The sequence below is a fragment of the Pseudarthrobacter sp. C4D7 genome (genome assembly GCF_013359725.1).
Classification (GTDB): domain Bacteria; phylum Actinomycetota; class Actinomycetes; order Actinomycetales; family Micrococcaceae; genus Arthrobacter.
Genome location: NZ_JABFMW010000004.1, coordinates 136,363 through 162,285, shown reverse-complemented (window position 1 = coordinate 162,285; position 25,923 = coordinate 136,363). Strand labels below are relative to the sequence as shown.

The 25,923-nt window shown below is 64.8% G+C and carries 19 protein-coding genes; 6 read left to right on the top strand and 13 right to left on the bottom strand.

The features are described 5' to 3' along the window. Positions 1-2 precede the first annotated feature (2 nt). From HNO81_RS05335 to HNO81_RS05280, 12 genes are all read right to left on the bottom strand, one after another. A complete protein-coding gene (locus HNO81_RS05335) occupies positions 3-884 on the bottom strand; it encodes a glycosyltransferase (RefSeq protein WP_175317094.1) in 882 nt (293 codons plus the stop codon). Continuing rightward, positions 881-2,155 (bottom strand): hypothetical protein, encoded by a 1,275-nt coding sequence (locus HNO81_RS05330; protein ID WP_175317093.1) that lies wholly within the window; start codon positions 2,153-2,155, stop codon positions 881-883. Before HNO81_RS05330 ends, HNO81_RS05335 begins: the two co-directional genes overlap by 4 nt. After that, positions 2,136-3,287 (bottom strand): glycosyltransferase, encoded by a 1,152-nt coding sequence (locus tag HNO81_RS05325; RefSeq protein WP_175317092.1) that lies wholly within the window; start codon positions 3,285-3,287, stop codon positions 2,136-2,138. Before HNO81_RS05325 ends, HNO81_RS05330 begins: the two co-directional genes overlap by 20 nt. Beyond that, positions 3,287-4,555 carry a glycosyltransferase gene (locus tag HNO81_RS05320; RefSeq protein WP_175317091.1) on the bottom strand — a complete coding sequence of 423 codons (1,269 nt, stop codon included), beginning with the start codon at positions 4,553-4,555 and terminating at the stop codon, positions 3,287-3,289. The genes HNO81_RS05325 and HNO81_RS05320 overlap by 1 nt, the downstream gene beginning before the upstream one ends. Then, entirely contained in the window at positions 4,552-6,009 is a 1,458-nt protein-coding gene (locus HNO81_RS05315) for an oligosaccharide flippase family protein (RefSeq protein WP_254703309.1), read from the bottom strand. Before HNO81_RS05315 ends, HNO81_RS05320 begins: the two co-directional genes overlap by 4 nt. Next, positions 6,006-7,130: a DegT/DnrJ/EryC1/StrS aminotransferase family protein gene (locus HNO81_RS05310; protein WP_175317090.1), complete on the bottom strand. Its 1,125-nt coding sequence runs from the start codon at positions 7,128-7,130 to the stop codon at positions 6,006-6,008. Before HNO81_RS05310 ends, HNO81_RS05315 begins: the two co-directional genes overlap by 4 nt. Beyond that, positions 7,127-7,786 (bottom strand): NeuD/PglB/VioB family sugar acetyltransferase, encoded by a 660-nt coding sequence (locus HNO81_RS05305; protein WP_175317089.1) that lies wholly within the window; start codon positions 7,784-7,786, stop codon positions 7,127-7,129. Before HNO81_RS05305 ends, HNO81_RS05310 begins: the two co-directional genes overlap by 4 nt. After that, positions 7,783-8,949: a DegT/DnrJ/EryC1/StrS aminotransferase family protein gene (locus HNO81_RS05300; protein ID WP_175317088.1), complete on the bottom strand. Its 1,167-nt coding sequence runs from the start codon at positions 8,947-8,949 to the stop codon at positions 7,783-7,785. Before HNO81_RS05300 ends, HNO81_RS05305 begins: the two co-directional genes overlap by 4 nt. Then, complete coding sequence (locus HNO81_RS05295; protein ID WP_175317087.1) at positions 8,949-9,941, bottom strand: NAD-dependent epimerase/dehydratase family protein; 993 nt, start codon at positions 9,939-9,941, stop codon at positions 8,949-8,951. Before HNO81_RS05295 ends, HNO81_RS05300 begins: the two co-directional genes overlap by 1 nt. Further along, positions 9,938-11,080, bottom strand: a complete 1,143-nt coding sequence (locus tag HNO81_RS05290; RefSeq protein ID WP_175317086.1) for a Gfo/Idh/MocA family protein — start codon at positions 11,078-11,080, stop codon at positions 9,938-9,940. The genes HNO81_RS05295 and HNO81_RS05290 overlap by 4 nt, the downstream gene beginning before the upstream one ends. A 28-nt stretch (positions 11,081-11,108) precedes the next feature. Then, positions 11,109-12,701 (bottom strand): sugar transferase, encoded by a 1,593-nt coding sequence (locus HNO81_RS05285; RefSeq protein ID WP_175317085.1) that lies wholly within the window; start codon positions 12,699-12,701, stop codon positions 11,109-11,111. A gap of 152 nt (positions 12,702-12,853) precedes the next feature. Further along, a complete protein-coding gene (locus HNO81_RS05280; protein WP_175317084.1) occupies positions 12,854-15,541 on the bottom strand; it encodes a LuxR family transcriptional regulator in 2,688 nt (895 codons plus the stop codon). Between the two features lie 272 nt (positions 15,542-15,813). On the opposite strand from HNO81_RS05280, the gene HNO81_RS05275 reads away from it, so the two are divergent. After that, positions 15,814-16,827 carry a metallophosphoesterase gene (locus tag HNO81_RS05275; RefSeq protein ID WP_175317083.1) on the top strand — a complete coding sequence of 338 codons (1,014 nt, stop codon included), beginning with the start codon at positions 15,814-15,816 and terminating at the stop codon, positions 16,825-16,827. Positions 16,828-16,916: 89 nt separating this feature from the next. On the opposite strand, the gene HNO81_RS20325 is transcribed toward HNO81_RS05275, so the two are convergent. Next, the gene (locus HNO81_RS20325; RefSeq protein WP_175317082.1) at positions 16,917-19,160 is read right to left on the bottom strand and encodes a PKD domain-containing protein; all 2,244 of its coding nucleotides are present in this window, start codon (positions 19,158-19,160) and stop codon (positions 16,917-16,919) included. 521 nt (positions 19,161-19,681) lie between these two features. Here HNO81_RS20325 and HNO81_RS05265 point away from each other — a divergent pair. From HNO81_RS05265 to HNO81_RS05245, 5 genes are all read left to right on the top strand, one after another. Then, positions 19,682-20,497 carry a glycosyltransferase family 2 protein gene (locus HNO81_RS05265; protein ID WP_371818167.1) on the top strand — a complete coding sequence of 272 codons (816 nt, stop codon included), beginning with the start codon at positions 19,682-19,684 and terminating at the stop codon, positions 20,495-20,497. Beyond that, on the top strand, positions 20,490-21,494 hold the full coding sequence (locus HNO81_RS05260) for a glycosyltransferase family 2 protein (protein WP_175317081.1): 1,005 nt from the start codon (positions 20,490-20,492) through the stop codon (positions 21,492-21,494). Before HNO81_RS05265 ends, HNO81_RS05260 begins: the two co-directional genes overlap by 8 nt. After that, on the top strand, positions 21,491-22,792 hold the full coding sequence (locus tag HNO81_RS05255) for a glycosyltransferase family 2 protein (protein WP_175317080.1): 1,302 nt from the start codon (positions 21,491-21,493) through the stop codon (positions 22,790-22,792). Before HNO81_RS05260 ends, HNO81_RS05255 begins: the two co-directional genes overlap by 4 nt. Positions 22,793-22,865: 73 nt before the next feature. Next, positions 22,866-25,079: a hypothetical protein gene (locus tag HNO81_RS05250; protein WP_175317079.1), complete on the top strand. Its 2,214-nt coding sequence runs from the start codon at positions 22,866-22,868 to the stop codon at positions 25,077-25,079. Positions 25,080-25,086: 7 nt separating this feature from the next. After that, on the top strand, positions 25,087-25,890 hold the full coding sequence (locus HNO81_RS05245) for a glycoside hydrolase family 16 protein (protein ID WP_175317078.1): 804 nt from the start codon (positions 25,087-25,089) through the stop codon (positions 25,888-25,890). Positions 25,891-25,923: the final 33 nt, after the last annotated feature.

The following is a 25,923-nucleotide window of genomic DNA, read 5'->3' as shown; positions in this document are numbered from 1 at the left end:
TCCTATTTACGACTGACCAGGGCATTGGCCTGTGCACGAACGAGGGTTTTGACACGGTCCAGGCCATCTTTACCGGCCAGCAAGATGATGGTGTCCCGCGTCGCCGACCGCGCGGCGTCCCGGGCTCCGCGGTAGAGGCCAGCGGAGGCTTCCCGCAGCAGCGCGGCTTTCGAGGGGTTTTCGACACCAGCCAGCAGGGAGCCAAAACGCAGGATGTGTTCAGTTCCCACAGCGATTCGTCGTCCGCGGACGCGGTTGCTGACGTTCGTTCCGTGTATGACCTGCAACCAAGCGGCCGGCCCACCGATTTCCGCCACGGACATGGAGAGGCCCAACCGGTTGTGCCAGTCTGCCCAGCACGTTTGGGGATCATCCCAGGACTCCCTGACGGAGCAGAATGCGTTTGCAGCGTCCTTGCGGGCGTAAACCCTTTCGCCGTGGCGGATCAGGCCTTGGGTGAAGTAGACAGCCGATCTTGAATGGCTGTTAGGGAGGTTTTGCAGGCGCTCGACGAAGTCTGCCGCGAGTCCATCATCGTTGTCGAGATTTGTCGTGATGAGGGTCTTGCCGGCGGCGCCCGTGACGGCTTCCAAATCCTGTACACGATCCGCCGCCGAAACTGCGGTTCGGAATACAGGAGTGAAAATCCGCGGCGAGTTGAGGTCATTGAGCCGGTCGAGCAGCCAGTCCGGGCTTTCGGGATCAAGGTAGATAATCCAGTGAAAATCCTGGCGTGTCTGGTCGCGGACCGATGGCAAACAGAATTCCTCAAACAGATCCAATCTGCGTGAAAGCCATCCATCCTGGGCGCGAACGTAGCTTTCCGTGCCTAAAGACGGAAGGTTGAAACGGGTAAGCAGTACGTGATCGATTGACCGGCTCATAGCTTCACCTTGTAGATGTGGTAGGTCGATTCTTTAGGGAACGAATCAGAGAACTTGCCCTGGCTGTCGACGCTTATGGACCGGTTTTCGAAGAGCACTTCCGCGGACGACGTCTTGATTGATCCGGGCAGGGTGAGCGTCCGGTCGCCGGGACGGGAGCCTGCTTCAATCATTGCGAACACGTACGCATATCCCTCATGGACCTTGAGCATTGTGTCCATGCCGTCGCCAAAGCGGTATTCAAAGGACTGGGTATTGATTACTGGCGCCAGCTCGCGGATGTGTGCATTGATGGTGCGCATCGCTTCCATCTGGGCTGCACCGCAGAAGCCTGGAGACACCTGGGCCGCACGAAGTGCGCTTCCCGCCAGGCAGGGCCCGTTAAGGCTCTGGTTGAAATAGACGATTCCCCGCGCCTCGTGAATAACAGAGTTCATGACGGCGCCTTGGAGTTGGTCGGCCGCAATATTTGCAACATGGCTGCCCCCGCCAGGGCCGCCGTTGAGGTTCTCGACGAACTGCCACAAAGGCTGGAGTTTCCCGTCTGCAGCGTCCTGGAGACGCAGGGCGTCGAGGGTCTTTCCGTAGCTTGAGGCGCTCCGGCAACTTTCCCGGCTGATGGGAACAATATTTGTGTTGACGTAGGTGGCGGGATTACAGGTAGGAACCGTGTACCAGTACATATCGACGGAAACCGCGTCGGTGAATTCGTTGACGAATGCCTGCGCATCAGCAGCCTTCATATTGTTTCCAATCACCATATTGGTGAAGTTTGCGTAGCTGAAAAGCCCCGGGGGTACCTCCGCACGCAGTTGGGCGAGGTGTTTCCGGCCCTCTTCCGGGGTGAACCGTCCGTCAACCTCATCATCGAGAATTGCACCCACCCAGTTCCTGCTGGACGACGTAAAGGAGTCATTCAGCTTTCCGCCAATCCAGAAGACGCCATTGCGGTCGAAGATGGAATAGGGGGTGCTGCTATCCATGCCAATGTACGTATTGATGCCGTGATCTTTGTCGAAACGGACTTCATCATCGGTGCTGATGCCGTTGTACCAAATTGCTATCGGAAAAAATGCAGGATCATCCCAGCCGGCCGCATCAGCCTTGGCGAATGACTTCCAGTAGCCGGGACCGCCTTCCCAGGGAATGGTCTTCAGATTGAGTGGTTCCCCGGCGGCGGGGAGTGCATCTGCGCTCGGGGTGCAAGCGGAGCAGCACATGCCGATCAGCGCGAAGATGACCGCCGCAGCCCTAATTGCTTTGATTCCCATGCTCACCGGTCCCTTCAAAACTCCGGATCAGTTGCGCGGCGCGCTCGTCCCACGTGTGGCGCGCGGCAAAGGCCCGGTACTTTCCGGGGGAGAACCCGCGCGGATCGGAGCGGAGAATCCGATGCACCTGCTCAACGAAGTGTGAAGGTCCGCTGGAAATGGACACCAGGTCGGTATCCAGCCACCGCACCGAGGGAAGGTCAGTGGCCACAACGGGCAGTCCCGAGGCCAGGTAGTCGAGGGTCTTGAGCGGAAACGCGGCCCGGTTGAAGGGAGTATCACGGTACGGCGTGAGTCCGACCCGGGCTGAGCGCAGGTGCGCCTGGGTGTCGGCGTACGGCAGTTTGCCCAACCAGGACACATTGTCCGCAGCCAGGAATGCGTCCAATCGCGTCCTGGTCTCCGGGTCCCGCTCAGTGCGGGGACCGATGACGGTCAGGTGGATGCCGGATGCCTGCAAGGCCTCCAATACCGGCAGGTCCAGACGCTCGTTCAACTGACCTACCAGGACGGCTTCTGATGCCTTGGTTCCGGGCTCTTCGCCTGGAACCGGAAGTTCACATCCATTGGGGAGGACGGCGGTCTTTTGCACCGTGGATGGCAGCAGCGCGTCGAGACGGCTGGCCAGGGCGGGTGACACTGCCATTGTTGACTGGGCTGCCTTGAGATTGCACTCAAGCGTCTGCTGGACCAGGCCGCGGTCCAACCCCATCAGGGGGGCCCCGGATACCCAGTCATCCGTGGCGTACAGGACTTTGGTGCCTGGGAGGCCGGTTGGGAAATGCGCCAATGGCGACAGCACCAGGGTTGCGACTGGGGTGAGCCGGAGTTTCGCAATGGTGCGCCGGATGGCTGTATTGACAAGGAACCTCGCGGCCGGTGCCAGTTGCCTTCGTGTGAATCCCGGGACTGTCATGACCCGCAGACGGGTGATGCCAGGATCGACCAGGGAAAGGTCCGTGGGTTTCCGAAGGAGATCCGGCCCGCGCAGGGCGAGGTGGAGTGGCAGCGGGGGGTCGACCCAGAGGACAGGGATCGATTTCGACAGCGACCTGGCCAGGTGATGATCAGTTCCCCTGACATCCTCCCAACGGCTGCCGGCCAGGAGAACAATGGTTCGCGCGGGTGCCATCACGCGTTCCCCCTGGCGGTATGACCGGGACTGGAGGGTGCTGCCAGCACCTTGTCCATTGCGTTGAAGTCGTCCCGGGCAACAGGGCCGAAAAGTCGCCGTGCCTGCTGGGAAAATTGATGGGCGATGTAGCGGCGGGCAGCGTCTGCGTCATTCCGCAACGCCGACCCGGGCTGCCGTGCCGCTATGGCCCTGCCGTAGAACTCCTCCTGGAGTTCCGCAGCCCTGCCCAGTGAAAACCGGTCGGAGACTGTCTTGAGGCAAAAGGTTCCCAGTGCCGCCCGCCTTCCCGGCTCTGACTGCAGGGCGGTCAGGAGTCCAGCCAGCTTTGAGGAGGCACCCAGCGGGTTGTCACCGATGCCGTACCAGCCTTGCCGGAGGAAGAAAGGCAGCGTTTCCGGGGTGACCAACTCCCAGAAGCCACGCTCACCCTGCACAATGGTAGGTTTTCCAAAAGCCATGGCCCGAAGGGCTGAACTTCCCATGCCAATGACCGCATCCGCGCAGGCGTATGCCGGCCGGGGGTCCGCAAGCTGCCCGGTCAATATGACAGCCTCGCGGCCCAGGCCGGCGTTGGCCACGGCCGCGGCTGATGCGACTTCACGGCGGGCTGGGCCGTCGCCGGCGATAAGCAGTTGGACCCGCAGTGCGGGATCTACCTGCCGCACTGTGTCGATTGCAGAGAGGATGCCCTCCAGCTTGAGCTCGGCGGCCAACCGCGTAACGGTGACCACCACGAACGAGCGGTCCTCCAGGCCCCACGTGCGCCTGAAGGCAGTTGCGCCTACGTCAACCGCAGGGTTGTTTTCCGCCAGGTCGACAGGTGGTTCCATCAGTTCAACCGCTGTACGTCCGAAGCCGCGTTCCCTGCAGAGGATTTCCTCCGTGCCTACCAGCAACGGCACATGTTTGGGAATGAAGGGAGCAACGGCCATGGACATCACCGTGGACACGGCTACTGCCCGCGAGCGTCGCGCGGCGAGCAGGCATTCCAGGGCCGGCGGCCATTCATAGCCGTGCAGGACGTCAATGCTGCGTTCTTTCACCAACCTGATGAGGGTCCCCACAATTCTCGGAGTGGGCCGGTGCGAGGGGCGCGGTGCAGCCACGAACTCCAGCCCAAGCTGGGCAATCCTCCCGTTCAGGGCCCCTGGTTGACCGAAAATGACCACCTCGTGTCCGCGGCGTTGAACGCCGGCTGCAATTTCGATGGCGTTGGTCTGGCTGCCGCCGATGCCAAGATCGTGGGGAAATACGAGGATTTTCATGACGCTGCCGCAGTTCTCAGCGGGGCGGAACCTACGCTGCGAAGATCCCGTACAAGGTCGCGGCGCCGATACAGCAGCCATAGTGTCCCGCCGCCAGCCGCCGTTCCGCCGGCAACGAGGGCGAGCACCGGATTTGGTTGCAGGGACGCCGCCAGCCACGCGAGTCCACCAACTGCCAGCCCCACCGTTGCCGGGACGAGCATTCCCCTGAATATGGCGCCCGTGTCCAGGCCGGCTTTGTGCAACTTCCGCAGGTACGAGGGAAGCACGATGAAGCCGGTCACCAGCGCCTGTGCCGCTGCCACTCCGGGGACACCAAAGAGCTTTGATCCCGCGATCAGGGCTGGAACAAGGACCAGCAGGCTTCCGGCCTGGATGTAGAACACCGTGCCTGACTGGCCCAGTACTACAAGGAAGTCATAGGCAAGATCGCAGAAGATCTTTGTGAAGGCGGCCAGGATCAACCAGGAAAGGACTTCTGCCGACGGCAGCCAGGCCCGTCCGTAAAGCAACAGGACCAGCGGCTGGGCGCAGCCCACCAGGAAGAGCATGGCGGGAAGGGCGGCGCATGTGATCACGGAGAAAATTGCCCCTGGAAGGGCGTTCATCCGGCCGCGGTCATGTTGGAGGGATGAAAAGGCGGCCGGTGCGACCCGTCGCAGCGGCTGGGCGAGGATACTGACCGGCCAGCTTGAGAGGTTGAAGGCCAGGACGTAGAAGCCGAGGGCCGTGGAGCCCAGGACTGCCCCGGTGGTCAGCTGGTCCGCGTAGCCCAGGGCAAAGAAGATAATGCTCGTGCCCGCCAGTGGCAGCCCGAACCGCAGCAGTGGCATGACCAGGTCCCGGTCCAGGCCCAACCGGTAGGGGAGCGGTGACGCCCGGAGGAACATCGCGGCGGCGAGCAGGCTGCCGGCCACTCGTCCCAGGGCCAGCGCCATCGCCCCCATACCGGTAAGGGCCAGGACCAGGGAGAGCAGGGCGCCCACCCAGACATTGACCTGGTCGATCCCCAGCCTGGTCTTCTCGCGGAAGTCCCGCTGGAGCAATGCGGCCGGGGACGCCACCACGCCGTTGATCAGGACGCTGAGGATCAACACCCTGATGACATCTGTGGCCTGTGGATCTCCCACGGCGGAGGTAAACAGCGGAGCAGCAACTATGGCCGCCCCGCAGAAGACGGTACTTCCCACCACCGAAATGGTGTTGACGGTAGGCACGATCCGGGCAGGATCCCCGGGCCACCTGACGATGGCCAGTGACACGCCGAGTTCGTTGAAGCTCAACACCGCCATGAGCGCCACCAGTGCCACCGCGAAGGTACCGAACGACTCCGGTCCCAGCACGCGGGCCAGGACGATGCCGATCCCCAGCGTCCCCAGCCGGGAGAGGACGGTGTTCAGCAGGCTCCAGCCGAAGGCACTGGAAGCTCCGGGGCGGGACGCAGTTTCTGTCATGCCGCCCCCACTGCACCTGCAAGCACATCGACCACCCGTTCCTGCTGCTCCGCAGTGATGTGCGGAAACAGCGGCAGGGACAGGATGCGCCGCGCGGCTTCTTCGGCCACGGGGAACGAACCGGAAGCGCCGGCGGCGTAGGCCCCACTCATGTGCACAGGGACGGGGTAGTGGATTCCGGCCTGTATTCCGGCGGCATGCAGGGCCTGGAGGACCGCATCCCGGCGCGGAACCCGCACCACGTACAGGTGCCACACGTCCACGTTTCCGGGCGCCTCCTGCGGGATCTCAACGCCCGGGACGTCGGCCAGCAGCGCGGCGTACCGCTCCGCTGCCGCGCGCCGTCGCAGGTTCCACGCGTGAAGCCTGCCAAGTTTCGCCTTGAGGACCACAGCCTGGACCGTGTCCAGGCGGGAATTGAACCCAATGGCCTCGTGCCGGTATTTTTCCGAGCTGCCGTGCGCTCCCAGCAGCCGAACGCGGGCTGCAAGCGCGGGATCGTTGGTCAGGACCGCTCCGGCGTCCCCGGCGGCGCCAAGGTTCTTTCCAGGGTAGAAGCTGGTCCCCGCCGCTGTACCCAACGTGCCGGCATGCGCACCAAAGCGCGTTGCACCCTGCGACTGTGCAGCATCTTCAATGATTGCGGCACCGCTGGACTGCGCAATGGGCACCAGCCGCTCCACGAAGGCCGTCTGCCCGAACAAGTGGACCGGCACGATGGCCTGCGTTCGTGCCGTGACGGCGGCGGCCACGGCGTCCGGATCGATCAGCAGGTAGCGGGGGTCGACGTCGACTGGTACCGGGACTGCCCCGATCCGGCTGACTGCCTCTGCGGTCGCGATAAAGGTGTTCGCGGGGATGATCACTTCCCCGCCGTGGTGGACACCCCCGGCTCGCAGGGCAAGTTCCAGGGCGTCCGTCCCGTTGGCAACGCCCACGCAGTGCCCGGCGCCCACGAAAGAGGCGTATGCAGCCTCAAAATCTGCAACCGCCGGGCCGCCAATGAAGGAGGCTGTAGAGAAGACGTCTGCCAGTTCGGCCATGACTCCCTCATGGACCTCCGCCTGCTGCGCGGCGAGGTCCACCAACGGGATGGCCTGCAGATCGACACCGGCACTCATGACATCCCCCTGAACGTGGAGTTCGCCCCGCTGATTTCGTGCGCCGGCACACCCACCCACGTCTGTCCATCGGGAACGTCGTTGAGGACCGCCGCGCCCATCCCCACCGTGGCGTAGGCCCCCACGGACGTCCGTTCGCGCACGCTGGCGTTCATGCCCACATACGCTCCCCGGCCAACCCGGACTCCGCCGCCCAGGGATACTCCCGCAGCGAATGTGGCGAAGTCCGCCACGTCGTCGTCGTGCGTGAAGGTCACCGAGGGCATAGCGACCACATGGGCGCCCAGCGTCACGGACGCGGTCATTGTGACGTTACGCAGCAGGATGCTGCCCCTGCCGACGCGGCAGCCCTCCGGGTACTGGACGGAGGGATCCACCGCGATGGCATATCGGGACTCGGTGAGTCCCATCGCAGTCAACCGCTCCACCACGGCTTCACGGACCCGGCCGGACCCGATGCATACCAGGACGAACGCGTGCGTGTACTTCGCCGCGTCATCGATGGTTCCCAGGACGGGTGCCCCGTCCACGGTGACGCCCGCCATCTCCGTGTTGTCATCAAGCAGTCCGACGACGTCGTACTGGCCGCTGCTGCGGACCATCGCCAGGACTTCGCGGGCCAGGCCGCTGGCAGCGATCAGGATCAGCTCACTCATGTGCGCATCCCGGCAGCTGCAGCCCGGATGGTGCTGATGATCCTGGCCAGCCCCTCGTCATCCAGTTCGTGGTAGACGGGGAGGATCAGCGTCCTGTCATTGAGCCGTTCAGTCTGCTGCAGCAGTGCCCGGCCGGCGTTGTGCCACCGGTACGCCGGCTGGCGATGCGCCGCCATGATCCCCCGTCTTGCCGAGATACCGGCTTCCGCCAGGAGCTCCATCAGGCCGTCCCGGGTGGTGCCAAAGCTGGGGAGGACCTCCACCCAGAACGACTGGAAATTGGTGGTGCCGTACGGTGGGTCGGACACCAGCCGCAGGCCCGGCACCCTGGCCAGGCCGGCAACATACTGCGCGGCGATGTCCCGCCGCCGTGCCAGGACTTCCGGTAACCGGCCCAGCTGGACAATTCCGACGGCGGCCTGCAGGTCCGTCATCCGGTAGTTGAAACCCACCTCCAGGTAGGACTCCGGCGGGGCGAGCAGGGAACCGTGCCGGTCCGCCGCGGATACGCTCATCGAATGCTCGCGCAGGGTCCTGGCCCTTGCCGCCCAGTCAGCCCGGTTGGTGGTGAGCATGCCGCCTTCACCGGTGGTCAGGATCTTGCGCGGGTGGAAGGACCACACGGCGACGTCCGCGCCCGCACCCACCGGACGTCCCTTGTAGGTGGAGCCCACGGCACAAGCAGCATCTTCGATGACGGTGATTTCGTGGCGGTCGCACAGCTCGCGGATGGGGTCGATGTCCAGCGGCACGCCGCCCTGGTCCACCACGATCACGGCACGGGTGTCCAGGGTAAGCGCGGCGTGGATGGTTTCCGCGGTCACGTTTCCGGTAGCCGGGTCCACGTCGCAGAACACCGGGCGTGCGCCCACGTACGTGACGGCGTTGGCGGTGGCGATGAACGACAGGGACGGAACAACCACGTCGTCCCCCGGGCCTATTCCAGCGACCACCAGGGCAAGGTGCAGGGCCGTTGTGCAGCTCGACGTGGCAACCGCGTGGCGGACTCCCTGGAACGCGGCGAAGCGTGACTCGAATTCCTTGACCTTCGGTCCCTGTGCCACCCAGCCGGAGGCCACCACTTCAGCCAGGGCACGGGCTTCCTCCTCGCCAAGCCAGGGCTTCATGACGTTGATCCGGGCGAGAACGGGTTCAGCAGTCATCACGCACCAACCTTCCGGGCAGCGCCGATCTCCCCGCGGAGCGGCAGCCACCAGCTGACGAGCTGCCGCAAGCCCTCTTCCAGGTCCACTTCGGCCTTGAAGCCAAGATCGCGTGCGGCTGCCGAGGTGTCAGCCAGCCGGCGCACCACTCCGTTCACCTGTCGCGCGGGCCCGTGCTCCACGGTGAGGCTGGACCCCATGACCCGAAGCAGTGCCTGCGCCATCTCCAGCAGGCTGGTTTCCGTCCCGCTGGCCACGTTGTACGTCCCTTCCACGACGTCACTGCCGGCGGCCAGCACATTTGCGCGTGCCACGTCGGCGGTATGGATGAAGTCCATCGTCTGGAGGCCGTCGCCGAAGATCAGCGGCGGCTCCCCGTCCATGATCCGTTCCATCCACCGCACAAGGACTTCCGTGTAGAGGCCGTGGACGTCCATCCGCGGCCCATACACGTTGAAGTAGCGGAGCATCACATAGTCCAGGCCTGTCATGGCCCGGAAGCTCCGGGCCATGCCCTCATTGAAGGATTTGGCCGCCCCGTAGAAGGTGTCGTTGTTGGCATGATGGTGCCGCTCCGTGGTGGGGAATTCTTCAGCCATCCCATAGACGGAGGCGCTGGACGCGGCGACGACCTTGGCCACCTTGTGCTCCGCGGCCGCCTCCAGGACATTGAAGCTTCCGTCCACCAGCACCTCCAGGGCCAGCCGCGGCTCCTCGGCACACTGCGTGATGCGGATGGCTGCCTGATGGAACACCAGGTCCTTGCCGCGCGTGAGGTCATGCACCAGGTCACGGTCCTGGATGCTGCCCTCCACCAGCCCTACCCGGCCGGATGCCAGGGCGCCGGCCAGGTTGTCCCGCCTGCCGCGGACCAGGTTGTCCAGGACATCGATCCTGCCCACACCGGCGTCCAGGAGCGCGTCCACCAGCGTGGAGCCGATGGTGCCCGCCCCGCCGGTGACCAGGACGCTCGCTCCCTCGAGCCGGCTCACAGGGCTTCCTCCAATTCAGCGCCGGGTCCGCCCAATGCTGCGCCCGTCGCCGCGAAGGGGGATCCGGCCACGGGCTCGGGCCGCCCGTCCTGGGTCAGGCTGCGGGTCACCGCTTCCAGGACGGACAGCACGCGCAGCCCGGATGCGCCGCCTGTCCTGGCGTCCCGGCCGTTGCGGATGCAGGATGCCAGCTCAGCCACTACCTGGCTGAGGGCCTCGCGTTCGGGCAGCGCCGGAGACCAGGTATCACCGAGGCGGTAGGAAACGGCGGTTGAGGCCCTTTCCCCGGCCGATTTCGGTTGCCGGTCCAGGCTCACCCCCCGGTCATAGACGCTGAGCCGCTGCTGCGGGTTAAGGTCATCCCACACCAGTGTCCGCAGGGATCCGCCGATCACCATCTGGCGGATCTTGGTGGGGCTCAGCCAGTTCACGTGCACGTGGGCGGTGGCATCGTTGGGAAGCCGGAAATTCAGGTGCCCCACGCAGTCCCGCCCGGTACCCAGCGGGTCTGCGCCGAAGGCGGACACGGCGGCCGGATTGAGTCCCCCGGGGAGCACAAAATCCAGGATGGACAAATCGTGCGGTGCAAGGTCCCAGAAGACATCCACGTCGGGCTGCACGAGCCCCAGGTTGATCCGGGTGGAATCCACGAACAGTATTTCGCCGAGGGAGCCGGACTGGACCAGTTCCTGCATTTTCAGGACAGCCGGGGTGTAACAGTAAGTATGGTCGGCCATCAGGACCAGCCCGTTCGCATGGGCTTCGGACACCATCTCCAGCCCGTGCTTCCGGCTGTCTGCCAGCGGCTTCTCCACCAGCACATGCTTTCCCGCACGCAGCGCCGTCATGACGGTTCCGTGGTGGGTGCGTGCCGGCGTCGCGATGGCCACCGCGTCCACCTCGAACGTGTCCAGGAGCTCATCCAGGGACTCCACGCAGGGGATGTCCCCAATGGTGGCGGCAAGCTTCCGCGCCCGCTCCACGTCCAGGTCGCAGATGGCCACCAGTTCCCAGTCCGGGCTCGCCTGGAGATTGCGCGCCAGGTTGGGTCCCCAATAGCCGGCACCCACGACGGCGATGCGCAGTTTCGGCGCTGGTTGTGGACGGGCGTCGTGGAATGGATTGCTGAAGGATCTCATGTCAGTTTCTTCCCATTTTGTGGATGTACTAGTAAGCGCCCGATGGCCGGAGTACGGCCCGGAACGTCCGCCAAAGAATCAGCAGGTCGCCCGCGAGGGACCAGTTTTCGACGTAGTAGAGGTCCAGCCGGACCGCTTCCTCCCAGGCAAGGTCGGAGCGGCCGTTGATCTGCCAGAGTCCGGTGATGCCCGGCTTGATCAGGAGCCGGCGGCGGGTATGGCGTTCATAACCGTTGACCTCGCGGTCCAGCGGCGGCCGTGGCCCCACCATGCTCATGTCGCCCAGCACCACATTCCAGAGCTGGGGAAGTTCGTCCAGTGAGTACTTGCGCATCCACCGGCCGCAGCGTGTGACCCTGGGGTCATCCTTCATTTTGAAAAGCACCCCGGCGCCCTGGTTCTGCTGGTCCAGCGCGGCCAGCTTCGCCTCGGCGTCGACCACCATGGAGCGGAACTTAAACATCCCGAAGACCTGGCCGTCCTTGCCGATCCGGTCCTGGCGGAAGAACACGGGACCGGGGCTGTCCCGCCGGACGATCACGGCGAGCAGCAGGAGCAGCGGCGAGAGCATCACGAGGGCTGCCAGGGCAGCGGTGACATCCATCACCCGTTTCAAGGCGTGCTTGGCTCCGGAGTACTGCGGGATATCCACGTGCATGAGCGGGAGGCCGTCAACGGGCCGCCAGTGGACGCGCGGACCGGCAACATTGGTCAGTGTCGCCGCGAGAATCAGCTCCGTTGATGATTCTTCGAGCTTCCAGCCGAGTTCCCGGATGAACTTGTTCCCGCCAGGGAGCGGGCCGGCGATAATCACCGAGTCCGCCTGGACCAGGCGAACGGTCCGGGCAATGGCATCGGTGGAGGAGAGAACGGGAACTGTTTCGTCTTCCACCCGCAGGCCGGAACCCCGCCGCGCCCCTGGAAGGCAGGCCCCCAGGATCTCGTAGACCGCTCCTGATTTCCGGACCTGCCGCACTACGTAGCGGACATCCTCCGGTTCGCCCACCACAACGGCACGCGAAAGGTGCCGTCCCTTTGCTTTTTCGGCGGTGAGCCGGCGGCGGAATGCGTGGCGGTTCACCGTCAGGGCTACCAGCCCCAACGGGAGGGACACGGTGACGAACGCGCTGGCGCCGTGGATGGAGAACACCACGGCAGCCAGGGCCATGATGCCGAAGACGTGCAGCGTTGCCGACGCCACCCGCTTGTACTCGTCGGCCCCGATGCCAAGGACCTTCAGGTCCCTGCTGTGGTAGAGCTCCAGCGCGCACAGCCACGCAGCAGTCAACGCCGCGGCGGCCACCGCCGCTCCGCCGTCCCTGGGGCCTTCAGGGGAAAACTCCGCTTCCGAAAGAACGAACCCGGCGTACGCGGCCGCCATCACCACAGCAGCGTCCGTGCACCTCAGGAGATTGAGGTGCGTGGAAATCCAGGCTGCCGTGGCCTTCCTGGTCCTGGCCTTTACAGCCAGGGAGGTGCGGGCCGCTGGCGGCAGGGTAAAGCGGGTTCCTGCGCTTTCTCCTGCCGCCAGCTGCCCTGTTGCCGCCTGCTGTGCAGCAGCGGGCGGAACAGGCCAGGCGAATGCAGCACGCCGGTTACGGACTACTGGAATTTCAGCCATGGTGCCCCTTTCCGGCGTCACCGCCCGTCCTCTGGCCGTGAAGCAAAACTAGCCGCGGAGAGGCGGGTTTAGGCGGGATCGGGAAGGCCTTTGTGGGTCCCGCGGGGGAAGGATGTGGAAACTGCGGACACCGCAGAACCGGGGGGTATCCGCTACAGGACTGGCAGGACGTACGGCTCCGTTGCCGGCGTCCCCTTGTCCGTGGCCAAAGCCGTCAGCTGTGCCCGGGATTCAACACCGAGCTTGCGGTAGATCGCTGTGAGGCGCACTTCGACCGTACGCACGGACACATACAACGTCCCGGCGATCTCCTTGTTCCGCATGCCCCGTGCCACCATCTTCGCCAGGACCCGCTCATGGTCTGCGAGCATCAGCATGGCAGGGTTTCCCTGCGGATGGACGGGCTCGGCACGGTTGTCCAGCAGGAGGGCGTCCACATGCTGGGTCCATGCGTCGGCGCCGGCCTCATCGAACATCACCTTCGCCCGGAGGAACGCATCGCGTGCCTCGCGGTGCCGGCCAAAGGCATGCAGCCGCTCCGCGTAGCACATCAGTGTCCTGGCCCGCTCCAGCGTGTGCCCGTTCCTGGCTTCCAGCGCCTGGCAGAACAGCTGGAGCGACCGTTCACCGTCGGCCAGCATGGCGCGGCTGCGGGCCACCACCATCATCAGCCAGGGTGAGCGCAGTCCCACCGAGCGGCTCTCCAGGCGCAGCAGTGCCTGGGTGGCTTCCCGATGCCGGTTCAGGCGTACCAGGACCTCCACCAGGTCAGCCTCACAGCGCAGGAGGGTGGGGCTGCCAAACTTCATGCCGATCTCCGCGGCCCGGGACAGCTGGGCCACTGCCTCTGCCAGGTCGCCACGCAGAAGCGCGAAATGGCCCTGGCAGGCAGCCAGTTGGGCGGTGATGGCCGGGTGGCTGTCCGGCCCTGCATAGCGTTGGGCCTCCGCGGTGCAGGCCCGCGCCCGTGCCGCATCGCCCAGCGCGTAGGCCCGCCATACGCGGAAGAAGTACCGCACTCCGCGGTGGTATTTGATTTCGGGTTCGGACAGCTCAAGGTCATCGATAAGCTTCACGGCGGCGCGCACATTTCCTGCGCGGATTTCGTTGTCGACCGCCATGAGGGCGGCGGTCTCCCGCCAGTTGATGTGGGCCGGCTCGGCCGAGTTCCGCAGCATGGCCAGCCCTTCGCGCGCAGCCTCGTAGTGCTCCGCGTAGGTGAGGGCCCTGCCCTGCACCAGGAGGCCGGCGGCCTGCGCAGCCCCGGTCTGGTCGTATTTCCGCCCCAGGTTTGCCGTGTCGCCGCTGACGGATTCGATCAGCATCTTGGCCCGCTCGGCTATTGCCAGGCACTGGGCGGACGCGGAATCCTGGAATCCCCTGGCGAAGTGGAGCAGCTCGGCCGCTTCTTTCGGCTCCCAGCGCTCGGCAAAATAGAGGGCGCCGATGGCCAGGAGGCTGGCGGCATACGCGGGGTCATGCTGCCCGAACTCCTTGACCAGGCGCAGCACCATGCTTGAACGGACCGCGGCGCCCTGGGTGAACTGGATTTCGAAGGACAACCCGGTCAGCCGCAGGATCAGGGCGGGATTGCGCGTTACCCGCTGCGCCCATTCGAGGTAGCGGCGCGCATACACAAACTCGCCGCGGTTGAACAGCAGTTCCGCCACGCTGGTGAGCCGGGCCGCCGTTTCCGCCTCCCAGGGATTGACCGTGAGGGCGCGCTCAATGTACTCAACGGCAAAAGAAACCTCGCCTCCCCGGATCAGGTCCACGGCGTGGCGGAGCAGCTGGAAGGGCGTTTGGCGTTCCAGGGCCGTAAAACTCAGATGCCAGCGCCGGGCATAGGGGTCCGTGTCGGATGCTGCTTCTGCGAGGGCACGGTGGTTGGCGGTGCGGACCGCCGGTGTCATGGCGGTGAAAACATAACCGCGGAGCAGCTGGTCGCCAATGCCCAGGTGCGGTCCGGTCCGCTTCACCAGGCCTGCGCTAAGGAGCTCATCCACACTGGTCCACACATCGCGGTCGATTTTTTCGATGGTGGAGATGTCGCTGCGGCAGGAGAGCGCCAGCAGGTCCAGCACGCTGCGTGCGGCCGGCGTCAGGGAGCCCACCAGGGATGCATATTCCGCGTCGAAGCTCCCACTGGAAGGAAGCGGAACGGGCAGGGCGTACTTGCCTTCGGCGTGACGCTCAATGAGCCGGTCGTAAAGTTCGACGGCGGCCAACGGGTTGCCCGCGGTGGCTGCGGCCACCGCGTGGGCGGCCGCCGTCGTTGTCCGTTTCGTTGGCACGCTCTCCAGCATGCGTACGGTGTCGCTGTAGCCCAGCGGAGCGAGCAGCAGACCGGGAAGGCCGCTGAAGGGGCTCTCCGGGAGGTCTTCCCGCAAGCTGACGAACAGGACGATGTCCGTGCCGGCAAGGCGCCGCGCCAGGAAACCGATAACCGCCTGGCTGCCGGGATCCAACTGGTCCGCGTCGTCAACCACGATGATGGTCCGGGATGACGAGCGCTGGTGCAGGCCGTCCAGAAGCATGCTGGACACGGCGGGGATACTGAGCGCGCCAGCTGTGTCCCGGAGGAGCTCATCCGCTATCCGGTTCAGGACAGGATCGTCCATGCCGTTCAGGAAGGCAGTCAACCCGGACAGGGGCCAGTCCGATTCCGCGGCGCTGGCCGTCAGGAAAACGGTGCGGTAGTCAGTCATGGTGGGAATTTCGGACAAGAGCGCCGATTTTCCGGTGCCCTTGCGGCCGATGACCGCTAAAGTGCTTTCTTTGGGCCCGCGAATTACGGAATTGACGCGGTCCAGTTCTCTCTTGCGGCCAACAAGCGCCATGGCATTCCCCATTCTTTAAAGAAGGAGACCGCTTCCGGCATAACAAACTTCCAACGCGTCGGCACCCGCTCCCCAGCGCTGGTCCGGCCGACACATAGCGAATATAACGCCCCTATAAACAACGGAACCACAGGGTTAGCGCTGGATTGGATCAAGATTTGACCATGCGTGCTTTGAAGTGCGGGTGGCGGGTAGGGGCGGGCTTTCCCTGTCAGCAGCGTCCACTCACCGTTATGCTCGAAAAGGGGCCCGGTTCGAGGATGGAATGGGTCATGGCATCTCGCGGCTTGCGCATCAGCTTTGCAGTCCTGTGGGCCCTGCTGTGCACGGGCCTGGTTTCCTGCCAGCAGCAGCCCTCTCCGGACCGCGGCACGGTGCACTTCACGGCGTCCGGTGACATCGGCATGGGGGACGGTGCGAGGTCGGTTCTCGACGTGGTGTCCCGCCTCGATCCGGACTTCAATATTGCGCTGGGTGACCTGTCCTACAAGGCGGGGGCCGAGAAGGATTTCTGCCGCATGGTCAACCGGAAACTCGGTGCGGAATTTCCTTTCGAGTTGATCACGGGAAACCACGAGAGTGACGGCCACGACGGCCTGATCGACACCTTCGCCGGTTGCCTGCCGAACAGGCTTCCCGGCCTCCACGGCACGTACGGGGTGCAGTGGTACGTGGATGTGCCACAGGAACAGCCTCTGGCACGGATCATCCTGATATCGCCGGGCCTCAAGTTCCAGGACGGCAACGAGTTGGACTATTCGCGCGGCAGTGACCGCTGGAAGTGGACCAAAGCCGCCGTCGTGGGTGCACGGGACGCCGGCATCCCCTGGACCCTGGTGGCCATGCACGCCCCTTGTTTTAGCCTTGGCAAGTATGACTGTGTTGCGGGCCCGGACATCACCAACCTCCTGGTCGGCGAAAGGGTGGACCTGGTCCTTACCGCCCACGAGCATGTGTACCAGCGCACCCACCAGTTGGTGCTGGGCGGGGGATGCCCATGGATTGAGCCGGGCAGCACGCAGGAATCCTGCCTGGCCGGAGCCCGGGACCAGCTGCTCCAGGGCGACGGAACAATCTTTGCCGGCGTCGGCACGGGCGGACTGGGGGGACACCAGGTCAATGCCGGGGATCCCGAAGCTGGCTATTTCGCTTCCTGGTCCGGGGCCAACAAGGATCCCGCCCTGGGAACCCTTGACGTCCAGGTGACCGGTGACCGCCTGGACGCACGGTTCGTACCTGCCGCAGGCTATTCCTTCACGGACAGGTTCATCATTGCCAGGCAATGATGCCCCGTTAAGTGGGAGTGGTTCCGGCCTGCCGTAACGGCTGGCCGGAACCACTCCCTGTTCAGTTGTCTATTCAGTTGTAGATCCCGCTAGGCCGCCGGTTTCAGGGCGGCCCGCCAGGCTGCTACCGCCCGCGCGGCACTCAAGGTCCAGGTAGCAGTCCCGCTGGCGCCCGCCGTCGCCTGCGGCTTGTCCGCCTGCTCGGCGATTTGCCCCGCAGCTGCCTCCCAGCGTTCGGTCCAGCCCGAGGGGGCAGTGACCACCGGGGCGCTGCAGTCGCACGCCACCCCGCCGATCAACATGGCTCCGTTGGTGGCAGTGGTGATGCTGCCAACCGTAATGCTGGTGGCGGAGTAGCTGGTGTCAGCGGCGGTGACCACGGGGCTGTCCAGCGGCGTGGTGGTGTTGACTCCGCGGTAGGCGGTGATGCCGCCGCCCCACTTTGCTGCGGAACTGAGGGCCCAGCTGTAGGTGGCCGGATCAGAGGCGCCCACCACCTTGTAGTAGGCAAACGCCCGCGCGCCGGAGGTTGACGTGCTGTTGATGGACTTTGCATTGACCATTGCCGTCCAGCCCGCCGGTGCGGTCAGGTTCGGGTTGAGGTCCGTGGTGATGGAAGCAACCAGGACGTCGCCTGCTGCCGTCCCGGCCGGAGCCGGAAGTGACGCTGTGGTCACGGCCGTCCCGGAGTTGGCCGTGCTGGAATTGACCACTGTGATGCCACCCGTTGCCGGCGGCGGTGCCGACCCCACGGTGATGGTGGCCGTTGCGGAGGACGAGCCCGTGGCGTTGGTAGCCGTGAGCTTGGCCGTGTAGGTTCCCGCAGCCGTGTATGAGTGGCTTGGATTCTGGGCGGTGGAGGTTCCGCCGTCGCCGAAGGTCCAGGCCCAGGAGGTGGGTGTATTGGTGGACGTATCAGTGAAGGTGACGTTCAGTGGCGCGGCCCCCGAGGTTGGGTTCGCTGTGAACGAGGCTACCGGCGCCTGGCCCGCCGGCGGTGGAGTGCCACCGAGGGACCGGTCCGAGAACCAGTAGCGCTTTGCCACGTTGTCGCTGGCCATGACCACCAGGCCCGTGGTGTTGTTCACGCTCTGCTTGCTGGTGGTCACGTCATTGATGTTCGACGACGAGGCCGCCTGCATGATGGGCGTTCCGCGACCGGAGCCGAAGACGGGGTTGTCCATCGACGCGGTCTTCTCATAGATGCTCCCCGCAACGCCGGAGTAGGCGCAGCCGGAGGTTGAGGTTGGCGGGGCGGTGTGGAAGGCGCGCACCAGGTTGTTTTGGGTGTCCAGGATGATCTGCGGGCGGGACACGCAGTCGCCGGTCTTGGCGATGGTGGATTGCGTGAACGCTCCCGTCCCGGGCTTGAAGACCAGGAGGATCAGCTGGGGGAGGGTCTTGTCGCTCGAGATGTCATTCAGGCTGGTCTTGACTGCCGCGAAGACACGTCCGCTGGTGTCCGCCTGGAGCGTTTTGAGGTTCAGGTGGTCATCGGACTGGCCGTTCCCCCGCAGCGCCGGCTGGAGCTTCCAGGACGCATTGGCCGCGTCTGAATCCTTGTGCGTGGCCCACCAGACAGTGTTGGCCTTGTGGTCACTCCACATCACACCCACCTGGCCCTTGCCAAACGCCACAACTGCCGAAATGTCATCCGGTGCGGGGTTTGGGTTGCTGACGGGCAGGACAAAGGGGGTACCCCATGACGCGCCGCTGTTGGTGGCCGCGTTCACGTACACCGCGTTGGTGTATCCCGACGTTGAGTTTCCGGCGACCTGGGTCCAGGTGGCCCATACGCGGCCGGTGGTGTCGATGTCGATCGTCATTGATTCGCTGGAATTGTTGGTGATGGTGGTGGGGAAACCGGCGTCGAGCGTGTACTTGCCGTTGGCGTAGCTGTACCGGTAGAGCTTGGCGGGGGAATTGGAGAGCGACGGCTTGGGCGTTCCATCACCGGTGATGGTCACCACGTGGGAGGCAATGTAGAGGTGGGACCCGTCCCACATGGTGTCCGCCAGGGTGCTGCCCCTGGTGTCATTGACCACCCCGGTGTCCACCCAACTGTTGGACGTCCTGTCCAGCCGGTAGATGCTCCAGCCGGTGCCGGACTTCCACATATCTGCCCACCACGAGCCGTCGTTCCACCACAGCTTGCTTTGCGGTTTGTCCGACGTCGGCGGATTGGAAACCCCTGAGTAGGAAATACTTTGAGTTCCGTAGACAGGATCCGCTACCGCCGTCCCGGGTACTCCGAGGATGGAGGCTGCCAGAACCAGTGCAACCGCAAGGGCTTGGCCTGTCCGGCTGAAAAAGTTTCTGCGTCTGAGCTTCATAGGGGGAACTCCTGGGACATAGGAAGAATGCGGGGAACGTCTGCCCGTTTGGCCCAGTCACAAAGAGCTCTCAGCCCCCAAGTACCCAGTAGCGTATGCCCGGTGATGGGCAAGGGCAATGCAAGTGCCATACCTAAATAGGGGCGATCCGCACCCCCCTACCTAACGCATTTCCCGCAGGCACGATCCCCTATACCTAATGTTTTTGGCTGCTGCGGAGCCCTTTACTTGCCTAACAGGGGGTGAACCCTAGGTAAAAACTGAGTACCTACTACTCGTGATACCCGCATTAGGTAGGGGATAGTCTTCCGGAACGGCCAGGGGATTGGCGATGGGTTGCTGGGGGGTCAGCACCAGACCATGACCGGATGAAGCGTAAGTGCCACCGCCTAAACGGCCGGCGGCATTGTCAATAATCCGATCCGAACTGTCATGAAGTGGTGAGGCAATTGTCGATTTCGCCCCAACTTCCCGCTCTTTTTTCCGAGCCGGGACATTTATTTCCACAAGCCTCCATCAGCGTGGTCATTCCCACCCTGAACGAGGAGAAGAACCTTCCGTGGGTCCTTCGCCGGATGCCCTCCTATGTGGATGAGGTGATCATCGTGGACGGCCGCTCAAAGGACAAGACTGTTGAAGTGGCCAAGGCCCTGCGGCCGGACGTGGTGGTGGTCAACGAAACACGTAAGGGGAAGGGCGTGGCCCTGCGGGCAGGCTTCACGGCCGCCAAGGGCGACATCATCGTGATGCTGGACGCGGATGGAAGCATGGATCCGCAGGAAATCGGATGGTTCGTGGCACCCCTGCAGCACGATTTCGATTTCGTGAAGGGTTCCCGGCACGTCACCGGTGGCGGGTCGGAAGACCTCACCCGGCTGCGGAAGGCCGGCAACCGGGCACTGACCGGACTGGCAAACGCGGTACTGCACAGCAACTACTCGGACCTCTGCTACGGATACATTGCCTTCCGCCGGGAATGCCTTGAGGTGCTGGAGCTGCAGTCGGACGGCTTCGAGATTGAAACCGAACTTATTGTCCGGGCCGCCAAGGGTGGCCTGAGGATTGCCGAGGTCCCCAGCCTGGAGCTGGACCGGATCTCGGGAGCGTCCAACCTCCAGACCTTCCGCGACGGATGGCGGGTGCTGCACACGCTGGCCCGGGAATGCACGCTGTGGGAGGCACCCACGGCAGGCGCCCGTCCCGAGGCGCTCCGCCGCGTGAAATACACCTACTCCAACGTCCACTTCCCACGGCTTCCGGTGGACCCGCACAGCGTCCTCGCCCCTGCCGTCAAACAGCAGGACAGCCTCGTTTCGGCGGTGAGCCAGCATGCTTGACCGCCTCAAGCCGCTGTCCGTGACAGTGGTCATCTGCGCCTACACCTCCGAGCGGTGGGGCATGCTGCTCGACGTCATCGAATCAGTGCGCAACCAGACCCTTGCCCCGGACCAGATACTGGTGGTGATTGACCACAACGAGGACCTGTACGAACGGCTTATCGAGATCGTCGACGACGTCACGGTTGTTGAGAGCACCGGCCTCCCCGGGTTGTCCGGGGCCCGAAACACGGGCGTTGGGCTCGCCGAATCGGACATCGTCGCCTTCCTTGACGACGACGCCGAGGCGGCGCCCGACTGGCTCGAACGCCTGGTTGCCCTCTATGACGACCCGGACGTCCTGGGGGTGGGCGGCAAGGTGGTTCCGCTCTGGGAGTCCGGCCGGCCGGGGTACTTCGCGGAGGAGCTGGACTGGATTGTCGGCTGCAGCCACCGCGGCCTGCCCCGCGTGGCCTCGGAAGTCCGCAACGTCATCGGTGCCAACATGTCCTTCCGCCTTGACGTCCTGCGCCAGGTAGGCGGCTTCAACCAGTCGTTGGGCCGCAAGGGCACGCTGCCGATGGGTTGCGAGGAGACGGAAATCTGCATCCGCTCCCGGATGGGCCTGCCGGGCTCACGCATCGTCTACGAACCCGCCGCCCTGGTACACCACCATGTTCCCGCCTCCCGCGGAACGTGGCGCTACATGTTGTCCAGGTCCTGGGCGGAGGGTCTGTCCAAGGCACAGGTCAGCCAGCTGGTGGGCCACAAGCGGGCGCTCGGCCCCGAACGCCGCTACGTCCGCAGCGTACTTCCGCGGGCAGTGTTCACCGGACTGACGTCGTGGGGCCGGGATGGCAGCACGGATGGGCTGGGCAGGGCGGGCGCGGTCATCGCAGTCCTGGCCTGCACCGCGGCCGGGTACTTCCGGGGGCGCCGGCTCCAGCATTGGACGGGCCCGGAAGAAGAAGACGTGGTCCTGGTGCCGGCCGGCGGACAGTGGAGGGAAGTGCAATGAGCGAAGGCGCCAGCCAAGTGCTCCAGGATCTCCAGGGCGAGGCGCTGATCCTGGTGCCCGCCATGGAGTCCCTGGCGCCGCCGGTGTGGCCCGGGGCGCGGTGGATCGGGTCGGTGGACCTGGAGGACCTCGCGGACTGTTCGCGCTTTGAACTGGAAAACCATGCCGGATACGAGCGGGCACGGCTGCTGGTGCGTGCGTCGGGGGCTGTGCGCGGATTTGTCGACGTGCCGTCGCCGGCGGGAATCGTGGACCGGGGCGTTTTCGAGGACGCACTGGCGGCGCTGCCACCGGTGACATCCTTCCCGCCGGCGGTAAACACCCCGCACATCACGGTGGTGGTGTGCACCAGGGACCGTACCGAGCAGCTGCGGCGCGCACTGCTGACCATTCTTGCACTGGACTACCCGGGTTTTGATGTGGTGGTGGTGGACAATGCTCCCGCCACGCAGGCCACCGAGGAACTGGTCCGGCGCGAGTTCAGGGACCAGCGGGTCCGGCTGGTGCGCGAACCCGTTCCCGGCTTGTCCCATGCCAGGAACACGGGCCTTCGGAACGCCACCGGTGACCTCGTGGCGTTTACCGATGACGACGTGGTGGTCGACAGGTCCTGGCTGAGCGAGATCGCTGCGGCGTTCGCCGCGGTCCCCGGAGCCGCCTGCGTAACGGGCCTTGTCCCGGCGGGGGAGCTCCGCACTCCTACCCAGGGCTATTTCGATTCGAAGGTCAGCTGGTCAAGGAGCCTGGTCCCGCAGGTGTACTCGCTTAAGAACCCGCCCGCGGCCCTGCCCAAATTCCCGTTCAGTCCGGGGGCCTTTGGTACGGGAGCAAATTTTGCCCTTCGGCGCCAACCGGCACTTCGCCTGGGCGGCTTTGATCCGGCGTTGGGGGTGGGAACCCCTACCGGCGGCGGGGAAGACATCGACATGTTCACGAGGATCATCCTCGAAGGGCACGCCCTGGTGGTCCAGCCGGCCGCGATTGTCTGGCACCGCCACCGCGACGGTCTCGAGGACCTGCGGATCCAGGCGCGGGGCTACGGCAACGGCCTTGGGGCCTGGATGACGAAGGTCATGATGGATCCCCGCACCGCCCGGCTGGCCCTTGCCCGGAGCTGGGGTGTTGGAGTGGAGTTCCTGAACCGGCGCCACCAGTCAACCCAGCCGGCGCTCCAGGGTCCGCCCGTCCACGGTTCCCTCGAAGCCCAGGTCGACCGGCTGGTCTGGCTGCAGCTGCTGGCCGTGGCCGTGGGGCCGTACAAATATCTGCAATCGCGCAGGGCTGCTGCGGGCAGCTGACCGATAGTCCACATATGGGCCGTTGGGGGAAACCCACTCCACCGGCGGCAAGCAATCCAGGAGTTGAAACAGTATGGCGCTTCTCATCAGGGGTGACGTGTCCGGCCCGATGAACTCCCGCACTCCACGCCGGCGCAGGCCAGGGTATTCCGATTACGTCCTGGCACTCATCGGTGCCGTGACGGCGGTCCTGATCCTGTTCGATGTCGGGGGTGAGTCCGTCGCGGGCGCCAAACTCCTGGTGATCCTCGCCATCCCCGGATGGGCCCTGGTGCGGTGGTTCCGGGACGTTGATCCTGTGGCCCGCCTGATCTTCACGGTCGTCGCCGGTGCCACTGCCTTCGCCCTGGTGGCTGCCCTCATGGGCTGGCTCCAGGTCTGGAATCCCCGGCCGGCCGCCGTCGGCATCATGCTGGTATCCGCAGCCGCCCTGCTGGTGCCGCTGCCGCCCGGAGCCCGGGCTGCCGCGCCGCAGCTGCCGCGTCCCGCGATCCGGACCTACGCACCCTGGCTGGTCCTGCTGGCCGCCATGATCCTGTGGGGATTTTCACTGGGGTCCACCAACCCCCGCCTGGGCGACCTCGGGCTGCTCGCAGCCTTCCCGGTCACCTGGTACCTGGCACTGGCGCTGGTGGTTGCACTCTGCATCTGGAGCATCGTCCGGAATGACGCAAACTCCGGGTGGTTTACCGGTGCGTCGATCACGGGACTGGTGGCCATCCTCTACTCTTCCGCCGGCCTGCTGACGGACGTCCCGCGGCTGCCCTGGACCTACAAGCACATCGCCGTCACGGACCTGATCCAGACCACCGGCCAGTTCAATCCCGACATCGACATCTACAACCGCTGGCCCGGCTTCTTCCTGTTCAGTGCGTTCCTGGGTGAATCCAGCGGATACAAGGACGCCATGGCGTACGCCGGGTGGGCGGAGCCGGTATTTGCGCTGATCAACGTGGTGCTTGTCCTGGCCATCGCCCGGACCCTGACCAAGAACCCCCGGATCTACTGGACGAGCACGCTGGTCTTTGCCCTCTCGAACTGGCTGAACCAGAACTACTACTCCCCGCAGGCGTTTGCCTACACCCTCCACCTGACCATGTGCCTGGTGATCCTGACGTTCCTTCGCGGCGATCCTGCCCCCTGGGCGGTCAGGATTGAGGAGCGGCTGTCCCGCCGGCTGTCGCGGGAGGCGCCCGTGCAGGAGGAGATCAGGACATACAGCCGCCGCCAGCAGGCACTGGCAATCGCCGCGGTCCTGGTCCTGCAGGCAATGATTGTGATGAGCCACCAGCTGACCCCCTACCTGGCCATCCTGGGGCTTTTCCCGCTCTTCCTGGCCCGCTATTTCAAGCCTGCCTGGCTGGCGCCCGCGCTGCTGGTGATGGCACTTCTCTACCTCCTGCCCAACGCCGAGTTCGTCAAGGACAAGTACGGGCTGCTCAGCGGCTTCGACTTCCTGGCCAACGCAGGCTACAAGTCCAGCAGCGGCTCTGCGGCCCCGTCCCTGTTCGCCGGACGGTGGCTGGCACGCGAGGCACTGGCCTTGTCCCTGTTCACGGCCCTGCTCGCCGGGCTTGGATTCATCCGGAACTTCCGCCGGGGCAACGTCCGCACCACCCTGATCGTGGGCACGCTCGCGGCAACGCCCATCGTGGGACTGTTTGGCACGTCCTACGGCGGCGAGGGAAGGCTCCGGGTCTTCATGTTTGCCCTTCCCTGGCTTGCGATCGGTGCAGCCTGGCTCTTCTGGTCAGGGAAACTCCCGGGCAGGAAGGCAATAGTGGGGGCTGCATCGGCCATCTCGGTCATGGCCGTGCTCTTCACGGCCGTGTACTTCCAGAATGAAGCCAACGTCCGCGTATCCGCCGCGGACGTAACAGCAAGCCGCTGGCTTGACTCGAATGTCCGCCGGGGCGACGCAGTGGTGGAAACCACCTACCACCTGCCGCTGCTGGTCGGCCCGCACTACGCCTTCTACCTCCGCAACGGACAGCTGGTCTCGGTTGCCGCCAAGCTGCACAACCCCGCCCAGCCGTTCACGGGTGACGACATGCTGGCCTACGTCGACAGGACCAGGTCCGCGGCCCAGCTGCGGCCTTCGGACCGTGTCTTCGTGGTGGTGTCAGACCTGCAGCAGCGCACCTCCACGGGCGTGCTGCGGCAGTTCCCCGAGGATGTCATGGTTCCGCTTGAACACGACCTGGAAGTGGCCCGCGGCACCGAGCTGGTGTTCGAGAACAAGTCGGTGAGGATCTACGAGGTTTCACGTGCTGACTGGGGAAAATAGCGGACGGATGTACCAGCTGTCGCTTGTGACGGTGACGTCGTTGTCCATTGTCGGAGTCGCCCTCCTGGCACTCCACGCCGATTCGGTTAAGGACAGCGGCGCCCCCAAAGGGGACCTGCCGTCCTGGCGGCAGACCATGGTGCAGGACTTCGATGTCCCCGCCCCCCTGGGGGCGGTGGGACAGGTGTACGGGCCTGACATGCGCGGCTACTCCGATTTCTCCGACTCCTCGGGCTTCGGCACCTACACCCCGGACGACGTCCTGTCGGTCCATGACGGCTACCTCGATTTCCATCTCCACTACTCGAACGACAGGCCCCGGGTGGCAAGCGTCATTCCGTTCGGCTACACGGGCCAGACGTACGGACGGTACTCGGTCAGGTTCCGGTACGACGCCATTCCCGGCTACAAGATGGCGTTCCTCCTCTGGCCCTCCAGCGACGACTGGAACGAAGGGGAAATCGATTGGCCAGAAGGGGCCCTGGATGGATCCCTTTACGGTAACTCTGCGATCAAGGGGACCCGCACCACAGACGGGATGGATTTCGATCCGGCTGACAAGACGTACTCCAAGGCCCGCGCGGGTCAGTGGCACGTTGCCACGATCGAATGGAAGCCCGGCCTGGTCCGGTGGTTCCTGGACGACGAGCTGGTGGACCAGACAACCAAACCCAGGGGTGTGCCTGACACGCCCATGCGCTGGACGCTCCAGGTGGAAACCGCAGACGACGCCAAGGCGGACTTTCCCGCCGCCGGCACCGACGGGCACCTGCAGGTTGATTGGGTGGCCCAATATGCCTACACACCGTGAACGAACCAAGAACCGCATCTGCGGTTAGGACGA

What these genes read in the sequence shown, in the direction of transcription:
- HNO81_RS05260 (WP_175317081.1), top strand. Translation starts at nt 20,490, where the DNA reads ATGCTTGACCGCCTCAAGCCGCTGTCCGTGACAGTGGTCATCTGCGCC.
- HNO81_RS05275 (WP_175317083.1), top strand. Translation starts at nt 15,814, where the DNA reads ATGGCATCTCGCGGCTTGCGCATCAGCTTTGCAGTCCTGTGGGCCCTG.
- HNO81_RS05305 (WP_175317089.1), bottom strand. Translation starts at nt 7,786, where the DNA reads ATGAGTGAGCTGATCCTGATCGCTGCCAGCGGCCTGGCCCGCGAAGTC.
- HNO81_RS05315 (WP_254703309.1), bottom strand. Translation starts at nt 6,009, where the DNA reads ATGACAGAAACTGCGTCCCGCCCCGGAGCTTCCAGTGCCTTCGGCTGG.
- HNO81_RS05325 (WP_175317092.1), bottom strand. Translation starts at nt 3,287, where the DNA reads ATGGCACCCGCGCGAACCATTGTTCTCCTGGCCGGCAGCCGTTGGGAG.
- HNO81_RS05300 (WP_175317088.1), bottom strand. Translation starts at nt 8,949, where the DNA reads ATGACTGCTGAACCCGTTCTCGCCCGGATCAACGTCATGAAGCCCTGG.
- HNO81_RS05320 (WP_175317091.1), bottom strand. Translation starts at nt 4,555, where the DNA reads ATGAAAATCCTCGTATTTCCCCACGATCTTGGCATCGGCGGCAGCCAG.
- HNO81_RS05330 (WP_175317093.1), bottom strand. Translation starts at nt 2,155, where the DNA reads ATGGGAATCAAAGCAATTAGGGCTGCGGCGGTCATCTTCGCGCTGATC.
- HNO81_RS05245 (WP_175317078.1), top strand. Translation starts at nt 25,087, where the DNA reads ATGTACCAGCTGTCGCTTGTGACGGTGACGTCGTTGTCCATTGTCGGA.
- HNO81_RS05335 (WP_175317094.1), bottom strand. Translation starts at nt 884, where the DNA reads ATGAGCCGGTCAATCGATCACGTACTGCTTACCCGTTTCAACCTTCCG.
- HNO81_RS05285 (WP_175317085.1), bottom strand. Translation starts at nt 12,701, where the DNA reads ATGGCTGAAATTCCAGTAGTCCGTAACCGGCGTGCTGCATTCGCCTGG.
- HNO81_RS05280 (WP_175317084.1), bottom strand. Translation starts at nt 15,541, where the DNA reads ATGGCGCTTGTTGGCCGCAAGAGAGAACTGGACCGCGTCAATTCCGTA.
- HNO81_RS05255 (WP_175317080.1), top strand. Translation starts at nt 21,491, where the DNA reads ATGAGCGAAGGCGCCAGCCAAGTGCTCCAGGATCTCCAGGGCGAGGCG.
- HNO81_RS05290 (WP_175317086.1), bottom strand. Translation starts at nt 11,080, where the DNA reads ATGAGATCCTTCAGCAATCCATTCCACGACGCCCGTCCACAACCAGCG.
- HNO81_RS05250 (WP_175317079.1), top strand. Translation starts at nt 22,866, where the DNA reads ATGGCGCTTCTCATCAGGGGTGACGTGTCCGGCCCGATGAACTCCCGC.
- HNO81_RS05310 (WP_175317090.1), bottom strand. Translation starts at nt 7,130, where the DNA reads ATGAGTGCCGGTGTCGATCTGCAGGCCATCCCGTTGGTGGACCTCGCC.
- HNO81_RS20325 (WP_175317082.1), bottom strand. Translation starts at nt 19,160, where the DNA reads ATGAAGCTCAGACGCAGAAACTTTTTCAGCCGGACAGGCCAAGCCCTT.